Origin of the sequence: Streptomyces sp. NPDC006339 (genome assembly GCF_040612775.1) — a bacterium.
Classification (GTDB): domain Bacteria; phylum Actinomycetota; class Actinomycetes; order Streptomycetales; family Streptomycetaceae; genus Streptomyces.
The window spans coordinates 1-14,910 of sequence record NZ_JBEXQW010000018.1 but is presented as its reverse complement, the minus strand read 5'-3'; the positions used below and the strand labels follow the sequence as shown (position 1 = coordinate 14,910).

General features: G+C 70.5%; 15 protein-coding genes. 9 read left to right on the top strand and 6 right to left on the bottom strand.

The annotated features are described in order from the left end of the window. Positions 1-43: 43 nt before the first annotated feature. Entirely contained in the window at positions 44-385 is a 342-nt protein-coding gene (locus tag ABZ135_RS16490) for an Lsr2 family protein (protein ID WP_356696209.1), read from the bottom strand. Positions 386-692: 307 nt separating this feature from the next. Between ABZ135_RS16490 and purS the strand changes: the two genes are divergently transcribed. From purS to purL, 3 genes are all read left to right on the top strand, one after another. Beyond that, complete coding sequence (gene purS, locus ABZ135_RS16485) at positions 693-962, top strand: phosphoribosylformylglycinamidine synthase subunit PurS (protein ID WP_356696207.1); 270 nt, start codon at positions 693-695, stop codon at positions 960-962. Continuing rightward, complete coding sequence (gene purQ / locus ABZ135_RS16480) at positions 959-1,639, top strand: phosphoribosylformylglycinamidine synthase subunit PurQ (RefSeq protein WP_356696205.1); 681 nt, start codon at positions 959-961, stop codon at positions 1,637-1,639. The genes purS and purQ overlap by 4 nt, the downstream gene beginning before the upstream one ends. An 88-nt stretch (positions 1,640-1,727) precedes the next feature. After that, on the top strand, positions 1,728-3,977 hold the full coding sequence (purL, locus tag ABZ135_RS16475; protein WP_356696203.1) for a phosphoribosylformylglycinamidine synthase subunit PurL: 2,250 nt from the start codon (positions 1,728-1,730) through the stop codon (positions 3,975-3,977). A gap of 63 nt (positions 3,978-4,040) precedes the next feature. Here the strand turns inward: purL and ABZ135_RS16470 are convergent, their stop codons facing one another. Then, a complete protein-coding gene (locus ABZ135_RS16470) occupies positions 4,041-4,451 on the bottom strand; it encodes a nuclear transport factor 2 family protein (protein ID WP_356696201.1) in 411 nt (136 codons plus the stop codon). 67 nt (positions 4,452-4,518) lie between these two features. Here ABZ135_RS16470 and ABZ135_RS16465 point away from each other — a divergent pair, with 67 nt between their 5' ends. Further along, on the top strand, positions 4,519-5,310 hold the full coding sequence (locus tag ABZ135_RS16465) for a sterol carrier family protein (RefSeq protein WP_356696199.1): 792 nt from the start codon (positions 4,519-4,521) through the stop codon (positions 5,308-5,310). A 129-nt stretch (positions 5,311-5,439) separates the two neighbouring features. Beyond that, the gene (locus tag ABZ135_RS16460; protein WP_356696197.1) at positions 5,440-6,261 is read left to right on the top strand and encodes an META domain-containing protein; all 822 of its coding nucleotides are present in this window, start codon (positions 5,440-5,442) and stop codon (positions 6,259-6,261) included. A gap of 21 nt (positions 6,262-6,282) precedes the next feature. On the opposite strand, the gene ABZ135_RS16455 is transcribed toward ABZ135_RS16460, so the two are convergent. Continuing rightward, on the bottom strand, positions 6,283-7,698 hold the full coding sequence (locus tag ABZ135_RS16455) for a sulfatase-like hydrolase/transferase (protein ID WP_356696195.1): 1,416 nt from the start codon (positions 7,696-7,698) through the stop codon (positions 6,283-6,285). A 170-nt stretch (positions 7,699-7,868) separates the two neighbouring features. After that, the gene (locus ABZ135_RS16450) at positions 7,869-7,967 is read right to left on the bottom strand and encodes a putative leader peptide (RefSeq protein WP_356696193.1); all 99 of its coding nucleotides are present in this window, start codon (positions 7,965-7,967) and stop codon (positions 7,869-7,871) included. A 253-nt stretch (positions 7,968-8,220) separates the two neighbouring features. On the opposite strand from ABZ135_RS16450, the gene purF reads away from it, so the two are divergent. Together purF and purM are read left to right on the top strand one after the other, a co-directional pair. Beyond that, entirely contained in the window at positions 8,221-9,747 is a 1,527-nt protein-coding gene (gene purF, locus ABZ135_RS16445) for an amidophosphoribosyltransferase (RefSeq protein ID WP_356696191.1), read from the top strand. Positions 9,748-9,791: 44 nt separating this feature from the next. Further along, entirely contained in the window at positions 9,792-10,859 is a 1,068-nt protein-coding gene (purM, locus tag ABZ135_RS16440) for a phosphoribosylformylglycinamidine cyclo-ligase (protein WP_356696189.1), read from the top strand. Between the two features lie 147 nt (positions 10,860-11,006). Here the strand turns inward: purM and ABZ135_RS16435 are convergent, their stop codons facing one another. Next, positions 11,007-11,264 (bottom strand): DUF3073 domain-containing protein, encoded by a 258-nt coding sequence (locus ABZ135_RS16435; RefSeq protein WP_345486740.1) that lies wholly within the window; start codon positions 11,262-11,264, stop codon positions 11,007-11,009. A gap of 288 nt (positions 11,265-11,552) precedes the next feature. Further along, complete coding sequence (locus ABZ135_RS16430) at positions 11,553-12,641, bottom strand: Glu/Leu/Phe/Val dehydrogenase dimerization domain-containing protein (RefSeq protein WP_356696187.1); 1,089 nt, start codon at positions 12,639-12,641, stop codon at positions 11,553-11,555. A gap of 152 nt (positions 12,642-12,793) precedes the next feature. On the opposite strand from ABZ135_RS16430, the gene ABZ135_RS16425 reads away from it, so the two are divergent. Next, on the top strand, positions 12,794-13,678 hold the full coding sequence (locus tag ABZ135_RS16425; RefSeq protein ID WP_356696185.1) for a hypothetical protein: 885 nt from the start codon (positions 12,794-12,796) through the stop codon (positions 13,676-13,678). A gap of 545 nt (positions 13,679-14,223) precedes the next feature. Then, entirely contained in the window at positions 14,224-14,430 is a 207-nt protein-coding gene (gene bldC, locus ABZ135_RS16420; protein WP_003949541.1) for a developmental transcriptional regulator BldC, read from the top strand. Positions 14,431-14,910 lie beyond the last annotated feature (480 nt).

The following is a 14,910-nucleotide window of genomic DNA, read 5'->3' as shown; positions in this document are numbered from 1 at the left end:
GGTGGAGCGCAAATCCGTATCGGATCCCCTCCCCGGGCCCGGGTCAGCTCGCGGCCTGGAACGCCTCGTAGACCCGCTTGGGGATCCGGCCGCGGGCCGGCACGTCCATCTTGTTGGACTGGGCCCAGGCGCGGACGGCGGCCGGGTCGGGGGCGAGCGCCGTGTGCTTGTAGTCGCTCCGGGAGGCCGGGGCCGCAGCGCCGTCGCGCGCGCTCAGCCTGCGGCCGGCGGCGAGGTAGGGCGCGAGGGCGGTGCGCAGTTTCTTTGCATTGGCGGGATTCAGGTCGATCTCGTACATCTTCCCGTCCAGGCCGAACGCGACCGTTTCCGCCGCTTCTCCGCCGTCGATGTCGTCGAAGAGGGTGACTACCACACGCTGGGCCACGGATATCGGTCCTTTCCTGGGGATCGCCGTGTCCCGAACGGTGCCATCACCACTCTGACGTGCGGTGATGCCGTCATCGCGGCCACCCCTGGCGCATACTGCGTCGTTCTGCATTCCTTTGTACAGCGCGGGGTATCGCATGGGGAAGCCCAGGCAATTGTCTCCGCGTGTCCCGCCTAATTTCGCTGGAATTCGGCTGCCCGTCACCCCGTCGTCTTTGTAGGATCCTTCAGATTTCTACTCGCGTAGATTTTGGAGGCAGGTACGCTGAGGGAACCGCCCACGCAACACACCACCGGGAGTGCCAGTGGCACGCGTCGTAGTCGACGTCATGCTCAAGCCGGAGATCCTCGACCCGCAGGGACAGGCGGTGCAGCGTGCACTGCCCCGCCTCGGTTTCCAAGGGATCTCCGACGTCCGCCAGGGGAAGCGCTTCGAGCTGGAGGTGGAGGGACCGGTCGACGACGCCGCCCTCGCCCGCATCCATGAGATGGCCGAAACCTTCCTTGCCAACACCGTGATCGAGGACTTCACCGTCAAGGTCGAGTCCACGGAGACCGCCGGGGCCTCGTCGTGACCGCACGCATCGGCGTCGTCACGTTCCCCGGGACGCTCGACGACCAGGACGCGCTGCGCGCCGCCCGCCTCGCGGGCGCCGAGCCCGTCTCGCTCTGGCACCGCGACAAGGACCTCAAGCAGGTCGACGCGGTGGTCCTCGCGGGCGGCTTCTCCTACGGCGACTACCTGCGGGCCGGAGCCATCTCCCGCTTCTCGCCGGTGATGGAGACGATCATCGAGCAGGCGAAGGCGGGCATGCCCGTCCTCGGCATCTGCAACGGCTTCCAGATCCTCACCGAGGCCCATCTGCTGCCGGGCGCCATGCTGCGCAACAACCACCTCCACTTCATCTGCCGCGACCAGAAGCTGCGGGTGGAGAACGCGGAGACCGCCTGGACCTCGGACTACACCCGGGGCCAGGAGATCGAGGTCCCGCTCAAGAACATGGACGGCCGCTACGTCGCCGACGAGCGCGTGCTCGACGAGCTGGAGGCCGAGGGGCGGGTGGCCTTCCGCTACCTGGACGTGAACCCCAACGGCTCCCTGCGCGACATCGCGGGCATCACCAACGCCGCGGGCAACGTCGTGGGCCTCATGCCGCACCCCGAGCACGCGGTCGAGCCGCTGGTCGGCACGGGCAAGACCGACGGCCTCGGTTTCTTCACCTCGATCCTCAAGAAGCTGGTCAACGCCTGATGACTCTGGACATCGGAACAGCCGAGGGAGCGACTGAGCGCCCCGCGCGAGACCACAGCACCACGATCGCGCGAAGGAGCGACCGAGCGTGACCCTCGACACCGTCAAGCACGCGACCGAGACGCCCGACGTCGAGCAGCCCTGGAAGGAACTCGGCCTCAAGGAGGACGAGTACGCGCGCATCCGCGAGATCCTCGGCCGCCGTCCCACCGGCGCCGAGCTCGCCATGTACTCCGTCATGTGGTCCGAGCACTGCTCCTACAAGAGCAGCAAGGTCCACCTGAAGCAGTTCGGCGAGAAGGCCCCGCAGAACGACGCCATGCTCGTCGGCATCGGCGAGAACGCGGGCGTCGTCGACGTCGGCCAGGGGTACGCGGTCACCTTCAAGGTCGAGTCGCACAACCACCCCAGCTACATCGAGCCCTACCAGGGCGCGGCCACCGGCGTCGGCGGCATCGTCCGCGACATCCTCGCCATGGGCGCCCGCCCGGTCGCCGTGGTCGACCCGCTGCGCTTCGGCGCCGCCGACCACCCCGACACCAAGCGCGTGCTGCCCGGCGTCGTCGCCGGCATCGGCGGCTACGGCAACTGCCTGGGCCTGCCGAACATCGGCGGCGAGGTCGTCTTCGACTCCTGCTACCAGGGCAACCCGCTGGTCAACGCCGGCTGCATCGGCGTGATGAAGCACGAGGACATCCACCTCGCCAAGGCGTCCGGCCCCGGCAACAAGGTGATCCTCTACGGCGCCCGCACCGGCGGCGACGGCATCGGCGGCGTGTCCGTGCTGGCCTCGGAGACCTTCGACGACACGAAGCCGACCAAGCGCCCCGCCGTCCAGGTCGGCGACCCGTTCCAGGAGAAGCTCCTCATCGAGTGCACCCTGGAGATCTTCAAGGAGAAGCTGGTCGCCGGCATCCAGGACCTGGGTGGCGCCGGACTCTCCTGCGCGACGAGCGAGCTGGCGAGCGCCGGCTCGGGCGGCATGCGGGTCGAGCTGGACACCGTGCCGCTGCGCGACGCGACGCTCTCGCCGGAGGAGATCCTCATGAGCGAGTCGCAGGAGCGCATGTGCGCGATCGTCGAGCCGCAGCACGTCGACCGCTTCATGGAGATCTGCGAGAAGTGGGACGTCACCGCCACCGTCATCGGTGAGGTCACGGACGGCGACCACCTGGAGATCTTCTGGCACGGCGAGCTCATCGTGGACGTGCCCCCGGGCACCGTCGCCCACGAGGGCCCGACCTACCACCGCCCGTACGAGCGTCCCGCGTGGCAGGACGCGCTGCAGGCCGACGACGCCGGCAGGCTGCCCCGCCCGCAGAACGGCGCCGAGCTGAAGGACCAGGTCCTGAAGCTGGTCGGCTCCCCGAACCAGGCGTCCAAGGCGTGGATCACGGACCAGTACGACCGCTTCGTGCAGGGCAACACCGTGCTCGCCCAGCCCGAGGACGCCGGCATGATCCGGATCGACGAGGAGTCGAACCTGGGCGTGGCCATGGCGACCGACGGCAACGGCCGCTACGCCAAGCTCGACCCGTACACGGGCGCGCAGCTCGCGCTGGCGGAGGCGTACCGCAACGTCGCCGCCTCCGGCGCCAAGCCGCTGGCGATCTCGGACTGCCTGAACTTCGGTTCGCCCGAGGACCCGGCCGTGATGTGGCAGTTCGCCGAGGCCACCCGCGGTCTCGCGGACGGCTGCCTCCAGCTCGGCACCCCGGTCACCGGCGGCAACGTGTCGCTGTACAACCAGACCGGTGACGTGGCCATCCACCCGACGCCCGTCGTGGCCGTCCTCGGTGTGATCGACGACGTCAACCGCCGCACCCCGATCGCCTTCGCGGAAGAGGGCCAGCTCCTCTACCTGCTCGGCGACACCAAGGAGGAGTTCGGCGGTTCGGCCTGGTCCGAGGTGATCCACCAGCACCTCGGCGGCATGCCGCCGGCCGTGGACCTCGACCGGGAGAAGCTGCTCGGCGAGATCCTGATCGCGGCCTCCCGCGACGGCATGATCGACGCGGCGCACGACCTGTCCGACGGCGGCCTGGTCCAGGCGGTCGTCGAGTCCTGCCTGCGCGGCGGCAACGGCGCGCGCCTGGTCGTGCCCGAGGGCCTGGACGCGTTCACCTTCCTCTTCAGCGAGTCGGCCGGCCGCGCGGTCGTCGCCGTCCCGCGCAGCGAGGAGCTCCGCTTCACCGACATGTGCGGTGCGCGGGGTCTGCCGGCGACCCGGATCGGTGTCGTCGACGGCGACTCGGTCGACGTGCAGGGCGAGTTCAGCGTCTCCCTGGAGGAGCTGCGCGCGGTGCACGAGGCGACGATCCCGGGTCTGCTGGCCTAGCCGCCGGCCCCCGAGGCGTACGTGCGGCGGCCCCCGGTCCTCGGACCGGGGGCCGTCCCTCGTTCAGCCGGCCTGCGCCCAGAAGGCGTCGGCCTCCTCGATGTCCTCGACGCACTCGTCGACGTCGGTGACCTTGCCCCCGACGATGGTGAAGAAGAGACCGCCGCGCATCTCGATGCCGCGGTCGCCGAGGTCGGCGTGCCACTTGTGGGTCGCCATGACGTGTCCCCGGCCGTCCGGGTAGACGCCGTCCACCTCGACCCGGAACGTGCCGCCGGTGAGCTCCATGAGACGCCCGAAGTGGGCGAGGACGTTGTCCGCGCCCTTGAAGTGCCCGGACATCGGGCCGGACCCCGGCGAGTGGTGGGTGCAGTCCGAGGTCATGAGGGACCGCAGGGTCTCCATGTCTCCTCGGGAGAACGCTTCGTAGCCCCGGCGCACCAGAGCGGCGTCGGGGTGCTCGTGATGGGTCATGGTCCCGTCACTGCCTTTCGTGAGGGGCGTTCCCCCCTTCCTCCAGTCTCGGGGCTAGCCTCTGCCCATGCCACCGGCCAAGAAGCGCACCCGCAGCTACGACTCCGCCAAGATCCGGGCCGCCGTGCTCGCCCAGTTCGGACACGTCGCCGACGCCGTCCGCGGCCTCGCGCCCGATCGACTCGCCCGGCCGTCGGGCCTGGGAGAGTGGACGGTGGCCGATCTGGCCGCGCACATCGCGTGGGTCGCCGACTCCCTGGCGGGCTCCCTCGACCGCCCGCCGGCCGCCAAGGGCGAGATCCTGCCGCACCAGTGGCCCTTCACCACGGTCGCGCTCTCCGCGAAGATCGCCGACGCGGCCCGCGAGACGCTGACCGGGGCGCCGCTTCCCGAGCTGTACGAGCGGGCCGGAACCCGGCTCGCGCAGGCCCTCGCCGCGCACGACGACGAGCGGGTGCTCGACCTGTGGATCGGCCCCATGCGCCTCGGCGACTTCCTCGTCACCCGCACCGTCGAACTGGTCGTCCACACCGACGACCTGAACCGGGCCGCCGGCCTGGACATCCCCCTGGACCGGCAGGCGCTCGCCGCCTGCACCCGGCTGCTCGCCGACGCCCTCGCGGCGAAGGCCCCCGGCGGCGCGGTCGAGGTGCGGATCCCGCCGTTCGCGGTGGTGCAGTGCGTCGAGGGCCCCCGGCACACCCGGGGCACCCCGCCCAACGTCGTCGAGACGGACCCGCTCACCTGGATCCGGCTGGCGACCGGGCGGACCGGCTGGGCGGCGGAGCGGGACGCGGCGCGGGTGAGCGCCAGCGGGGAGCGGGCCGATCTGGCGGGCCTGCTGCCGCTGATGAGCTGAGGAACCGTACGGAGGCCGGCCGAGGAACCGTACGGTGAAGGCCGGCCGAGGAACCGTACGGATGAGGGCCGAGGAACCGTACGGAGGCCGGCCGAGGAACCGTACGGGCACAGGGTCCGTCCCATCGGCATGCAGAAGCCGCGCACACTCGCCGCCGCCCTGACCGTCTCCGCCCTCGCGCTCCTCACCGCCTGCGGTACGGAGCCGGGCGCCGGCCCCGGGGCGGGAGGGGACCCGGACAAGCCCGACCTGCCCGTCGCCGGCGGCCACTGGACGATCGCCGCCGTCACCGTCGACGGCACCCGCTCGGTGGCTCCGCCGGGCGCCCGCCTGGAGATCGAGGAGAACGGCCGCGCCCGGGGGAACACCGGCTGCAACAGCTTCGGTGCGGCGGTCGCCGTCAACGGGGACACCCTGACCGTGTCCACACACGAGGTCACGATGATCGGCTGCCCCGCCGACTGGGACCGCTTCGAACGGGCGCTGCTCACGGCCTTCACCGGCAAGCTGACGGGAAAGCTCCAGGAGAAGGGGCTCACGCTGGCCTCGCCCGACGGCCGCAAGACGCTGGAGCTGGTCACCGAGACCGCCGCTCCGCTGGTCGGCACGGCCTGGACGGTGGACGCGCTGCTCACCGGGGACGTCTCGGCGTCGCTGCCGACGGGCTCGGAGGGCAAGGCGAAGCTGGCCTTCGGCAAGGACGGCCGGCTCAGCGGCAGCCTCGGCTGCAACCGGGTCTCCGCCCCGGCGAAGATCTCCGGGAAGACGATCACCCTGGGGGCGGTCTCGACGACCCGGATGATCTGCGCGGGCCCGCAGATGGAGCTGGAGACCAAGCTGTACGAGGTCCTCGACGGCCCCGTCACCTACCGTCTCGACCACCGCACCCTCACGGTCACCGGCGCGGACGGCCAGGGCTTCACCGCCCGCGCGGAGACCGTCGAGGGTTAGCCGGGGCCGCCGGACCCCGGCCTAGCTCCCGTACGGGAGGAGCCCGGCGTCCGTCCTCTCCCAGGCGGCCTTCAGCTCGGCGAGCCGCGCCCGCTCGTACGGGGCCCGGTCGGCCTGTTCGCGGGCGTCCTCGGTGAGCCGGAAGAGCTGGTCGCGACCGCTCTTGCCGCGGTAGTACTTCCAGTCGCCGCGACGCAGCGCCCGCTCCCCGCGCACCCGCCAGAAGAGGTCGCGCTCGGGCACGGCCTCGCCGCGCAGGAGGTGGCCGGCGAGGCTGGTGCCGTCGAGCGGATAGGCCGGGTGGGGACGGGCGCCGCCGATCTCCAGGAGGGTGGCCGTCCAGTCGGGGGAGAAGACGGGCAGGTCGCTGACCTGGCCGCCGTCGATCCGGGCGGGCCAGCGCAGGATCGACGGGACGCGGATGCCGCCCTCCTGGAGGGAGCCCTTGTTGCCGGCGAGCGGCCAGTTGTAGGAGAAGCGTTCGCCGCCGTTGTCGCTGCCGAAGAAGACGAGGGTGTCGCGTGCGCGGCCGGCGCGCTCCAGTGCGGCGAGGACCGTGCCGACGGAGCGGTCGAGGTCCTCGACCATCTCCTTGTACTTCTCCAGGGAGCCGCCGTCCTGGTGCCAGAGCGCGGAGCGGTCACCGGCCTTGATCCGCCGGACGATCTCCGCACTGGTCTCCTCGTCGCCGTCGGCGATCCAGGGCCAGTGGGGCGTGGTGAAGTTGAGGTTCAGCAGGAAGGGCCGGCCGTGGTCGCGGCCCACGTACTCGCTCGCCCGCTCGGTGAGGATCCGGGTGTAGTAGCGCAGGTCCTTGTACGCGGCGTCGCCCTCGTAGAGGTCGTACTCGCCGCCGAGGCCGAGCTTGGAGTAGTACTCGAGCGCTCCGCCGAAGTTGCCGAAGAACTCGTCCCAGCCGGAGCGGGTGGGGGAGTAGTCGGGAAGGTACCCGCAGTGCCACTTGCCGATGAGGGCGGTGGCGTAGCCGGCGTCGCGGAGCAGTGAGGCGAGCGTGGGGTGGGTGGGCTCCAGGCCCACGGACCGGTCCGCTATGGGTTCGGCGAGACCGCCCTTGGTGCGGCCCGGGTAGCGGCCGGTGTAGAGGCTGAAGCGGGTGGGCGAGCAGGTGGCGGAACCGGCGTAGGCGTCGGTGAAGCGGACGCCCTGGCGGGCCAGCCGGTCCAGGTGCGGGGTGCGGATGTGCGGGGAGCCGTAGGAGGAGAGATCGGCCCAGCCGAGGTCGTCGCCGAGGATGAAGAGGATGTTCGGGCGTGCGGAGTGGCGGCCGGGCGCGGCACGGAACGGCCGTTCCCGCGCGGCCGTCCCGGGTGCGGAGGCTGTCGCCTGTGCGGCGGGGACCGTGGCGGCGAGGGCGGCAGCGGCGGCGGTTCCGACGGCGGCGCCGCCGAGGGCGCGCCGGGACAGGGGTGTGGACATACGGGTCTCCTGGAGGGACGCGGCGGCAACGCGGAACGGCCCGAAGGCGGAAGGTCCGCGAGCGCGGCGGTGAGGCGGCGGTGAGAGGGCGCGGCGGTACGGCACGGCCGGACGGCGGGGCTTCGCGGCCCGCTCTCCGGCAGGGCCCTACGGCCTGCGGAAGGAAGCGCTCAGGCGCGGCGACAGACGGCGCTCGCGACACGGGCCAGGTCCACGTGCCGGCGCTCGACGAGCGTGACCGAAGGGTCGAGGTCACCGATGGGCTGCATGATCGAAAGCGTGGCCGAGTCCGCCTCCGGCTGTCAACGGGCGTCCCGCTGCGTGGACTCCGTCACATCCCGACCGTTCGGCCCGTGCCGTACGAGCGTGCGCTCTGATCACGCCACCCGGCCCCCGCCCTTACCCCGCCTGCTTTGTGGGCTCCGACAAGGACCGGACGATCAGTTCGTGCGATCGCACAGCGCCCTATCACGCTCCCGGACGAATTCGGACCGGTGGTCGATCTCGCCTACACTCGGAGACGTGCCACGTGGTGACGGTCGACTCAATCACGATCTGCTCCCCGGCGAGAAAGGCCCCCAGGACGCGTGTGGCGTCTTCGGTGTCTGGGCTCCGGGCGAAGAGGTCGCAAAGCTCACGTACTTCGGGCTCTACGCCCTCCAGCATCGGGGTCAGGAATCCGCGGGAATCGCGGTCAGCAACGGCTCCCAGATCCTCGTCTTCAAGGACATGGGCCTCGTGTCCCAGGTCTTCGACGAGACCTCTCTCGGTTCCCTCCAGGGTCATATCGCGGTCGGTCACGCCCGCTACTCGACCACCGGGGCCTCCGTGTGGGAGAACGCGCAGCCGACGTTCCGGGCCACCGCCCGCGGCTCGATCGCGCTCGGCCACAACGGCAACCTGGTGAACACGGCGCAGCTCGCCGAGATGGTCGCCGACCTTCCCAAACGGGAGGGCCGCTCCACCCGGGTCGCCGCCACCAACGACACCGACCTGGTGACCGCGCTGCTCGCGGGCCAGGTGGCCGAGGACGGCACGCCGCTCACCATCGAGCAGGCGGCCGCGAAGATCCTCCCCGAGGTCCGGGGCGCCTTCTCCCTCGTCTTCATGGACGAACACACGCTCTACGCGGCCCGTGACCCGCAGGGCATCCGCCCGCTGGTCCTCGGCCGGCTCGAGCGCGGCTGGGTGGTGGCCTCCGAGTCCGCCGCCCTCGACATCTGCGGCGCGACCTTCGTCCGCGAGGTCGAGCCGGGCGAGCTGATCGCGATCGACGAGAACGGCATCCGCACCTCGCGATTCGCAGAAGCGAAGCCCAAGGGCTGTGTCTTCGAGTACGTGTACCTGGCGCGTCCCGACACCGACATCGCCGGCCGGAACGTGTACCTCTCCCGCGTGGAGATGGGCCGCCGGCTCGCCAAGGAGGCCCCGGTCGAGGCCGACCTGGTGATAGCGACGCCGGAGTCCGGCACCCCGGCCGCCATCGGCTACGCGGAGGCGTCCGGCATCCCGTTCGGCGCCGGCCTGGTGAAGAACGCGTACGTCGGCCGGACCTTCATCCAGCCCTCGCAGACCATCCGCCAGTTGGGCATCCGGCTGAAGCTCAACCCTCTCAAGGAAGTCATCAAGGGCAAGCGCCTGGTGGTCGTCGACGACTCGATCGTCCGCGGCAACACCCAGCGCGCGCTGGTCCGGATGCTCCGCGAGGCCGGCGCCGCCGAGGTTCACATCCGGATCTCCTCGCCGCCGGTGAAGTGGCCCTGTTTCTTCGGCATCGACTTCGCCACCCGCGCGGAGCTGATCGCCAACGGCATGTCGGTCCAGGAGATCGGCACCTCGCTCGGTGCGGACTCGCTCTCGTACATCTCCCTCGACGGGATGATCGAGGCCACCACCATCGCCAAGCCCAACCTCTGCCGTGCCTGCTTCGACGGCGAGTACCCGATGGAGCTTCCGGACCCCGAGCTGCTCGGCAAGCAGCTCCTGGAGACCGAGCTGGCCGCCGGCCCCGCCGCCACCGCGGCCGCCGACGCGCTGCGCCGCCCGTAACACCCCGCTGCACACCCGCAGTACGACACGAAAGCTCTGAACCCATGTCTCAGACCACTGGTGCCAGCTACGCGAGTGCGGGCGTCGACATCGAGGCGGGCGACCGCGCAGTCGAGCTCATGAAGGAGTGGGTGAAGAAGACGCAGCGCCCCGAGGTCCTCGGCGGCCTCGGCGGCTTCGCCGGCCTCTTCGACGCCTCCGCCCTCAAGCGCTACGAGCGTCCCCTGCTCGCCTCCGCCACGGACGGTGTCGGCACGAAGGTCGACATCGCCCGCCAGATGGGCGTGTACGACACGATCGGCCACGACCTGGTCGCGATGGTCATGGACGACATCGTCGTCTGCGGCGCCGAGCCGCTCTTCATGACCGACTACATCTGCGTCGGCAAGGTCCACCCCGAGCGGGTCGCCGCCATCGTCAAGGGCATCGCCGAGGGCTGCGTCCTGGCCGGCTGCGCCCTGGTCGGCGGCGAGACCGCGGAGCACCCGGGCCTGCTCGGCCCGGACGACTTCGACGTCGCCGGCGCGGGCACGGGTGTCGTGGAGCACGACCGGCTGCTCGGCGCGGATCGCATCCGTACGGGTGACGCGGTCATCGCCATGGCGTCCTCCGGTCTTCACTCCAACGGGTACTCGCTCGTCCGGCACGTGGTCTTCGACCGCGCCGGCATGACGCTCGACCAGCAGGTCGAGGAGTTCGGCCGGACCCTCGGCGAGGAGCTCCTGGAGCCCACCAAGATCTACTCGCTCGACTGCCTGGCGCTCACCCGGACCACCGACGTGCACGCCTTCAGCCACATCACGGGCGGCGGCCTCGCCGCCAACCTGGCGCGGGTGATCCCGGACGGCCTGCACGCCGTGGTGGACCGCTCGACCTGGGCCCCGGGCGCGGTCTTCGACCTGGTCGGCAGGGCCGGGCAGGTGGAGCGCCTGGAGCTGGAGAAGACCCTGAACATGGGCGTCGGCATGATGGCCGTGGTCCCGGCCGACTCCGTGGACGTGGCCCTGACCACGCTCGCCGACCGGGGCGTCGAGTCCTGGGTCGCCGGCGAGATCACCGAGCGCGGCGACCGGGCCACCGGTGCCGAGCTGATCGGCGACTACGCGAAGTAGCGGCGACCGCACGCGACGCAAGCCGAAGAGCACCCTTGAACGTTCAAGGGTGCTCTTCGGCTTGCGCGGTACGGCGGTCCCGGCCCACTCCGGACAGCGCAGAAACCCGGTCCGGGGTGCCCGGACCGGGTTTCGATGTTCAGAAGGTCAAGCGCGACGCTGAGTGGACGCCGGACCGGACTCGTCGTCCTCGTCCTCGTCGTCCGTGTTGTAAAGATCCGCGTACTGCGCGTACGGGTCGTCTTCCTCGTCGTCGTCCTCGAACGGCTCGCCATTCGGCGGCTGGCTCGAAGTCGTCGAAGCGCCCAGCTCGTGGGCCAGACGCGCAAGGTCGGTCCCGCCGCTGCTGTACTTCAGCTGGCGGGCGACCTTGGTCTGCTTGGCCTTTGCCCGGCCGCGCCCCATGGCTCGACCCCCTCGGTGACGGGGCTCGACGGCCCCAGAGTCTTGACACGCGTTCATGATTCGGAACGGGCTCTCGGGAGAGAGACCGGTCCGTAGGGCTTCAACGGTACCTGTTTCCGTCGGTCTACGGTACGCCGCGCGCATCACATACCCCGGTACAGAACCATCGAGGTGCCCTGTCCTCGCTGGTCAATCGCGATTTTAACCTCTTCTGGAGGTCCGACCCGCCGATCGGCGTGAGCGAAGTCTCGCGAATCGCCCGCCGGCGACGGGCCGGACCTGTCAAGATCAGGCCCGGCGCGCCTCGGCCATGCGCTGCTCGGCGATCCGGTCGGACGCCGCGGCCGGCGGAATGCCGTCCGCCTTCGCACGTGCGAAGATCTCCAGAGTGGTGTCGAAGATCTTCGTGGCCTTGGCCTTGCACCGGTCGAAGTCGAAGCCGTGCAGCTCGTCGGCGACCTGGATCACGCCACCGGCGTTGACCACGTAGTCGGGCGCGTAGAGGATGCCGCGCTCCACGAGGTCCTTCTCGATGCCGGGGTGGGCGAGCTGGTTGTTGGCCGCGCCGCAGACGATGCTCGCGGTCAGGAACGGCACCGTCTCCTCGCTGAGGGCGCCGCCCAGCGCGCAGGGCGCGTAGACGTCCAGGCCCTCGGTGCGGATCAGGGCCGCGGTGTCGGCCGCGACGGTGACCTGCGGGAACTTCTCGGTGATCCGGCGCACCGACTCCTCGCGGACGTCGGTGATCACGACCTCGGCGCCGTCGGCGATCAGGTGCTCGACCAGGTAGTGGCCGACCTTGCCGACGCCCGCGACGCCGACCTTGCGGCCGCGCAGCGTGGGGTCGCCCCACAGGTGCTGCGCGGAGGCGCGCATGCCCTGGAAGACGCCGAAGGCGGTCAGGACGGAGGAGTCGCCGGCGCCGCCGTTCTCGGGGGAGCGGCCGGTGGTCCACCGGTTGGTGCGGGCCACGACGTCCATGTCGGCCACGTAGGTGCCGACGTCGCAGGCGGTGACGTAGCGGCCGCCGAGGGAGGCCACGAAGCGGCCGTAGGCGAGGAGGAGCTCCTCGGTCTTGATCTGCTCGGGGTCGCCGATGATGACGGCCTTGCCGCCGCCGTGGTCGAGCCCGGCCATGGCGTTCTTGTACGACATGCCGCGGGACAGGTTGAGCGCGTCGGCGATCGCCTCGGCCTCGGTGGCGTACGGGTAGAAGCGGGTGCCGCCGAGGGCCGGGCCCAGGGCGGTGTTGTGGAGGGCGATGACGGCCTTGAGGCCCGTGGCGCGGTCCTGGCACAGCACGATCTGCTCGTGGCCCCCCTGCTCCGAGTGGAACAGGGTGTGCAGTACGTCAGGAACGCCGGTCACATCGGTCACGGTGGTGACTCCCAAAACGAGGCGGCGAAGGTCCCCCCTGCGGGTGGGGGCGGGACCGGAACGGCAGAAGATTAAGTCCTACCTGGCCGTAGCAGGGACGCAGTGCCGAGGATCACCCCCGGCAGGAGTACCCGCGTGGAAGGATTTGCGACATGTCGGTCGCGTCCTCGGTGCTGGTTCCCTACGCCTCCTATCTGCGTGTGTACGAGCCGCTGGCCGCGTTCCCGGCCGCGGAGCGGGAGCACTGGGCCCGTTACGCGCGCCGTACGGACACCCCGGGCGCGCAGGACGAACTGCGGCGCTCGCTCGCCGACTTGCTGCCGGTCCCGCCGGTGCCGGTGCCGGTGCACGAGAGCGGGGACGCGTTCGTGGCGTCGGTGGACGGGGTGGTCCTGGTCTGTCCGTGGCGGACCCGGCTGCGGGGCTGGCTGGCGATGGAGGAGCTGGTGGGCGGGACGCTGCCGGCGCCGGTCCTGGACGCGATGCTGCCGCCGGTGGTGCGGGAGCAGGTGGCGGCGGACCACGAGCGGTGGCTGGAGCGGAACCCGGACGCGCGACCGTGGATCCGCAGCGCGGTGTGGCGGGTGCCGCTGAGCTGGTTCGTGCTCTTCTCGGACGAGGAGCGCGAGTACGAGCCGGGCGGCCCCGGCGGTCCGGGTGACGGGCCGGGCGACGGTCCGGGCGGCCCCGGCGGGGTGGTGCTGCGCTACCGGACGCCGATGGCGCAGGCGCGGCGGCGGCTGGCGCGCTCCCTGAAGGCGCTGCGCGGGGCGATCGCGGAGGGGCCGATGATCGAGAGCCTGGTCGGCGTGGGGCGCTGGCTGGAGGAGTTCCATCCGCGGGCGCTGGTGGAGCTGGACTACGGCGGTCTGGTGCACGCGCTCGCGCCGGAGGCGCTGGCGGCGGACCGCTCGGCCGCGGACGTGGCGGAGGGGATCGCGGCGCTGCGGGACGGCGACGGGGAGGTGGCGCAGGCGGCCTACGGGCGGCTGGCGGAGCGGTGGCGGGCGGTGCGTGACCTGCAGTTCGCCAACTGACCATCGACAGGACATCTCGGTCTGATGTAAATGATCTTCATCGCTGGACACCTGTTCGGGTCTTTGGTGTGCTCTGGTGGGGACGTCGGTGCGGGTGTGGCGGGACGTAGGTCCCGATCCGGGCCTTTGGCTCAAGCGTGACGGACAGCACTTAACGCACCCTTGCGCCCATCACCCACCCTCGTGCCAAAATAGGACAAGGAGTCCGGGGAGGGTTCCTTCCGTCCAAGATTGGGCGGAACGCTCAGCATTGCACTCTATGGGGGGTCTGAGGACTCCTGATCGCTCTGTGACTGATCGTCACAGTGGCGTGACTGTCCGTTATGGCATGGTCCATCGACTTCCGCCGCTGATGAACACCTGCGAGGGCAATTCCATCGGTTTGGCCGACGTGGCTGGACGGATGGTGTAGTTGTAGTGCCGAGGACAAGCCGTTCGTCCTATAACCGACTCGGCCCGCTTCTGCCATTTCGGGCAAGGCGGGTCAAGGTGCAGAATTTAGAGGAAAGAACCGAGAAGGTTCGGTTCTCCCGAGGAGGCCGCTCATGACCGCTCGCACCCCTGATGCCGAGCCGCTGCTGACCCCTGCCGAGGTTGCCACGATGTTCCGCGTGGACCCGAAGACGGTGACCCGTTGGGCGAAGGCCGGAAAGCTCACGTCCATCCGCACCCTGGGTGGGCACCGCCGGTACCGCGAGGCTGAGGTCCGCGCCCTGCTGGCGGGCATTCCGCAGCAGCGCAGCGAGGCCTGAGGCACGCGCGAGGTACGCAACACCCCGTAACACCGGGCATCCCGCCGGGTCCCCCAACCCGGTCCGCCCACCCCAAGCTCTGCCGGCGCGCACCTGCCCCAACAGGTGGCGCGTCATCGATCGCGCTGGACTCCGCCGGGTCCGGCGCGATCTTTTTTGTGTCCGTGCCCGAGTGCGTCCGGTCGGTGCAATTGCACATATTAAATCGGGGTCATGTAGGGAGGGTGTAAGTGTGGTTGTTTCTGAAACCGATTCAGTGACACCCGTCACACGGCACGACTCTTGCCAACCAACAGCCTGCCACTCGCGGGGAGTTCACCAACGCGCCATTGGTCACCCCTTGGTGGGACCTTGGTCCCTCGGGCGGGGGAACGCAAGAAGGCCCGCACCGAACGGTGCGGGCCTTCTTCGCTTGCGATCCTGACGGGACTTGAACCCGCGACCTCCACCTTGACAGGGTGGCGAGCTAACCAGATAGGA

Coding starts and splice junctions, on each gene's coding strand:
- ABZ135_RS16470 (WP_356696201.1), bottom strand. CDS start 4,451: ATGACCCATCACGAGCACCCCGACGCCGCTCTGGTGCGCCGGGGCTAC.
- ABZ135_RS16425 (WP_356696185.1), top strand. CDS start 12,794: ATGTCGGTCGCGTCCTCGGTGCTGGTTCCCTACGCCTCCTATCTGCGT.
- purM (WP_356696189.1), top strand. CDS start 9,792: ATGTCTCAGACCACTGGTGCCAGCTACGCGAGTGCGGGCGTCGACATC.
- ABZ135_RS16460 (WP_356696197.1), top strand. CDS start 5,440: ATGCAGAAGCCGCGCACACTCGCCGCCGCCCTGACCGTCTCCGCCCTC.
- ABZ135_RS16465 (WP_356696199.1), top strand. CDS start 4,519: ATGCCACCGGCCAAGAAGCGCACCCGCAGCTACGACTCCGCCAAGATC.
- bldC (WP_003949541.1), top strand. CDS start 14,224: ATGACCGCTCGCACCCCTGATGCCGAGCCGCTGCTGACCCCTGCCGAG.
- ABZ135_RS16455 (WP_356696195.1), bottom strand. CDS start 7,698: ATGTCCACACCCCTGTCCCGGCGCGCCCTCGGCGGCGCCGCCGTCGGA.
- ABZ135_RS16435 (WP_345486740.1), bottom strand. CDS start 11,264: ATGGGGCGCGGCCGGGCAAAGGCCAAGCAGACCAAGGTCGCCCGCCAG.
- ABZ135_RS16450 (WP_356696193.1), bottom strand. CDS start 7,967: ATGCAGCCCATCGGTGACCTCGACCCTTCGGTCACGCTCGTCGAGCGC.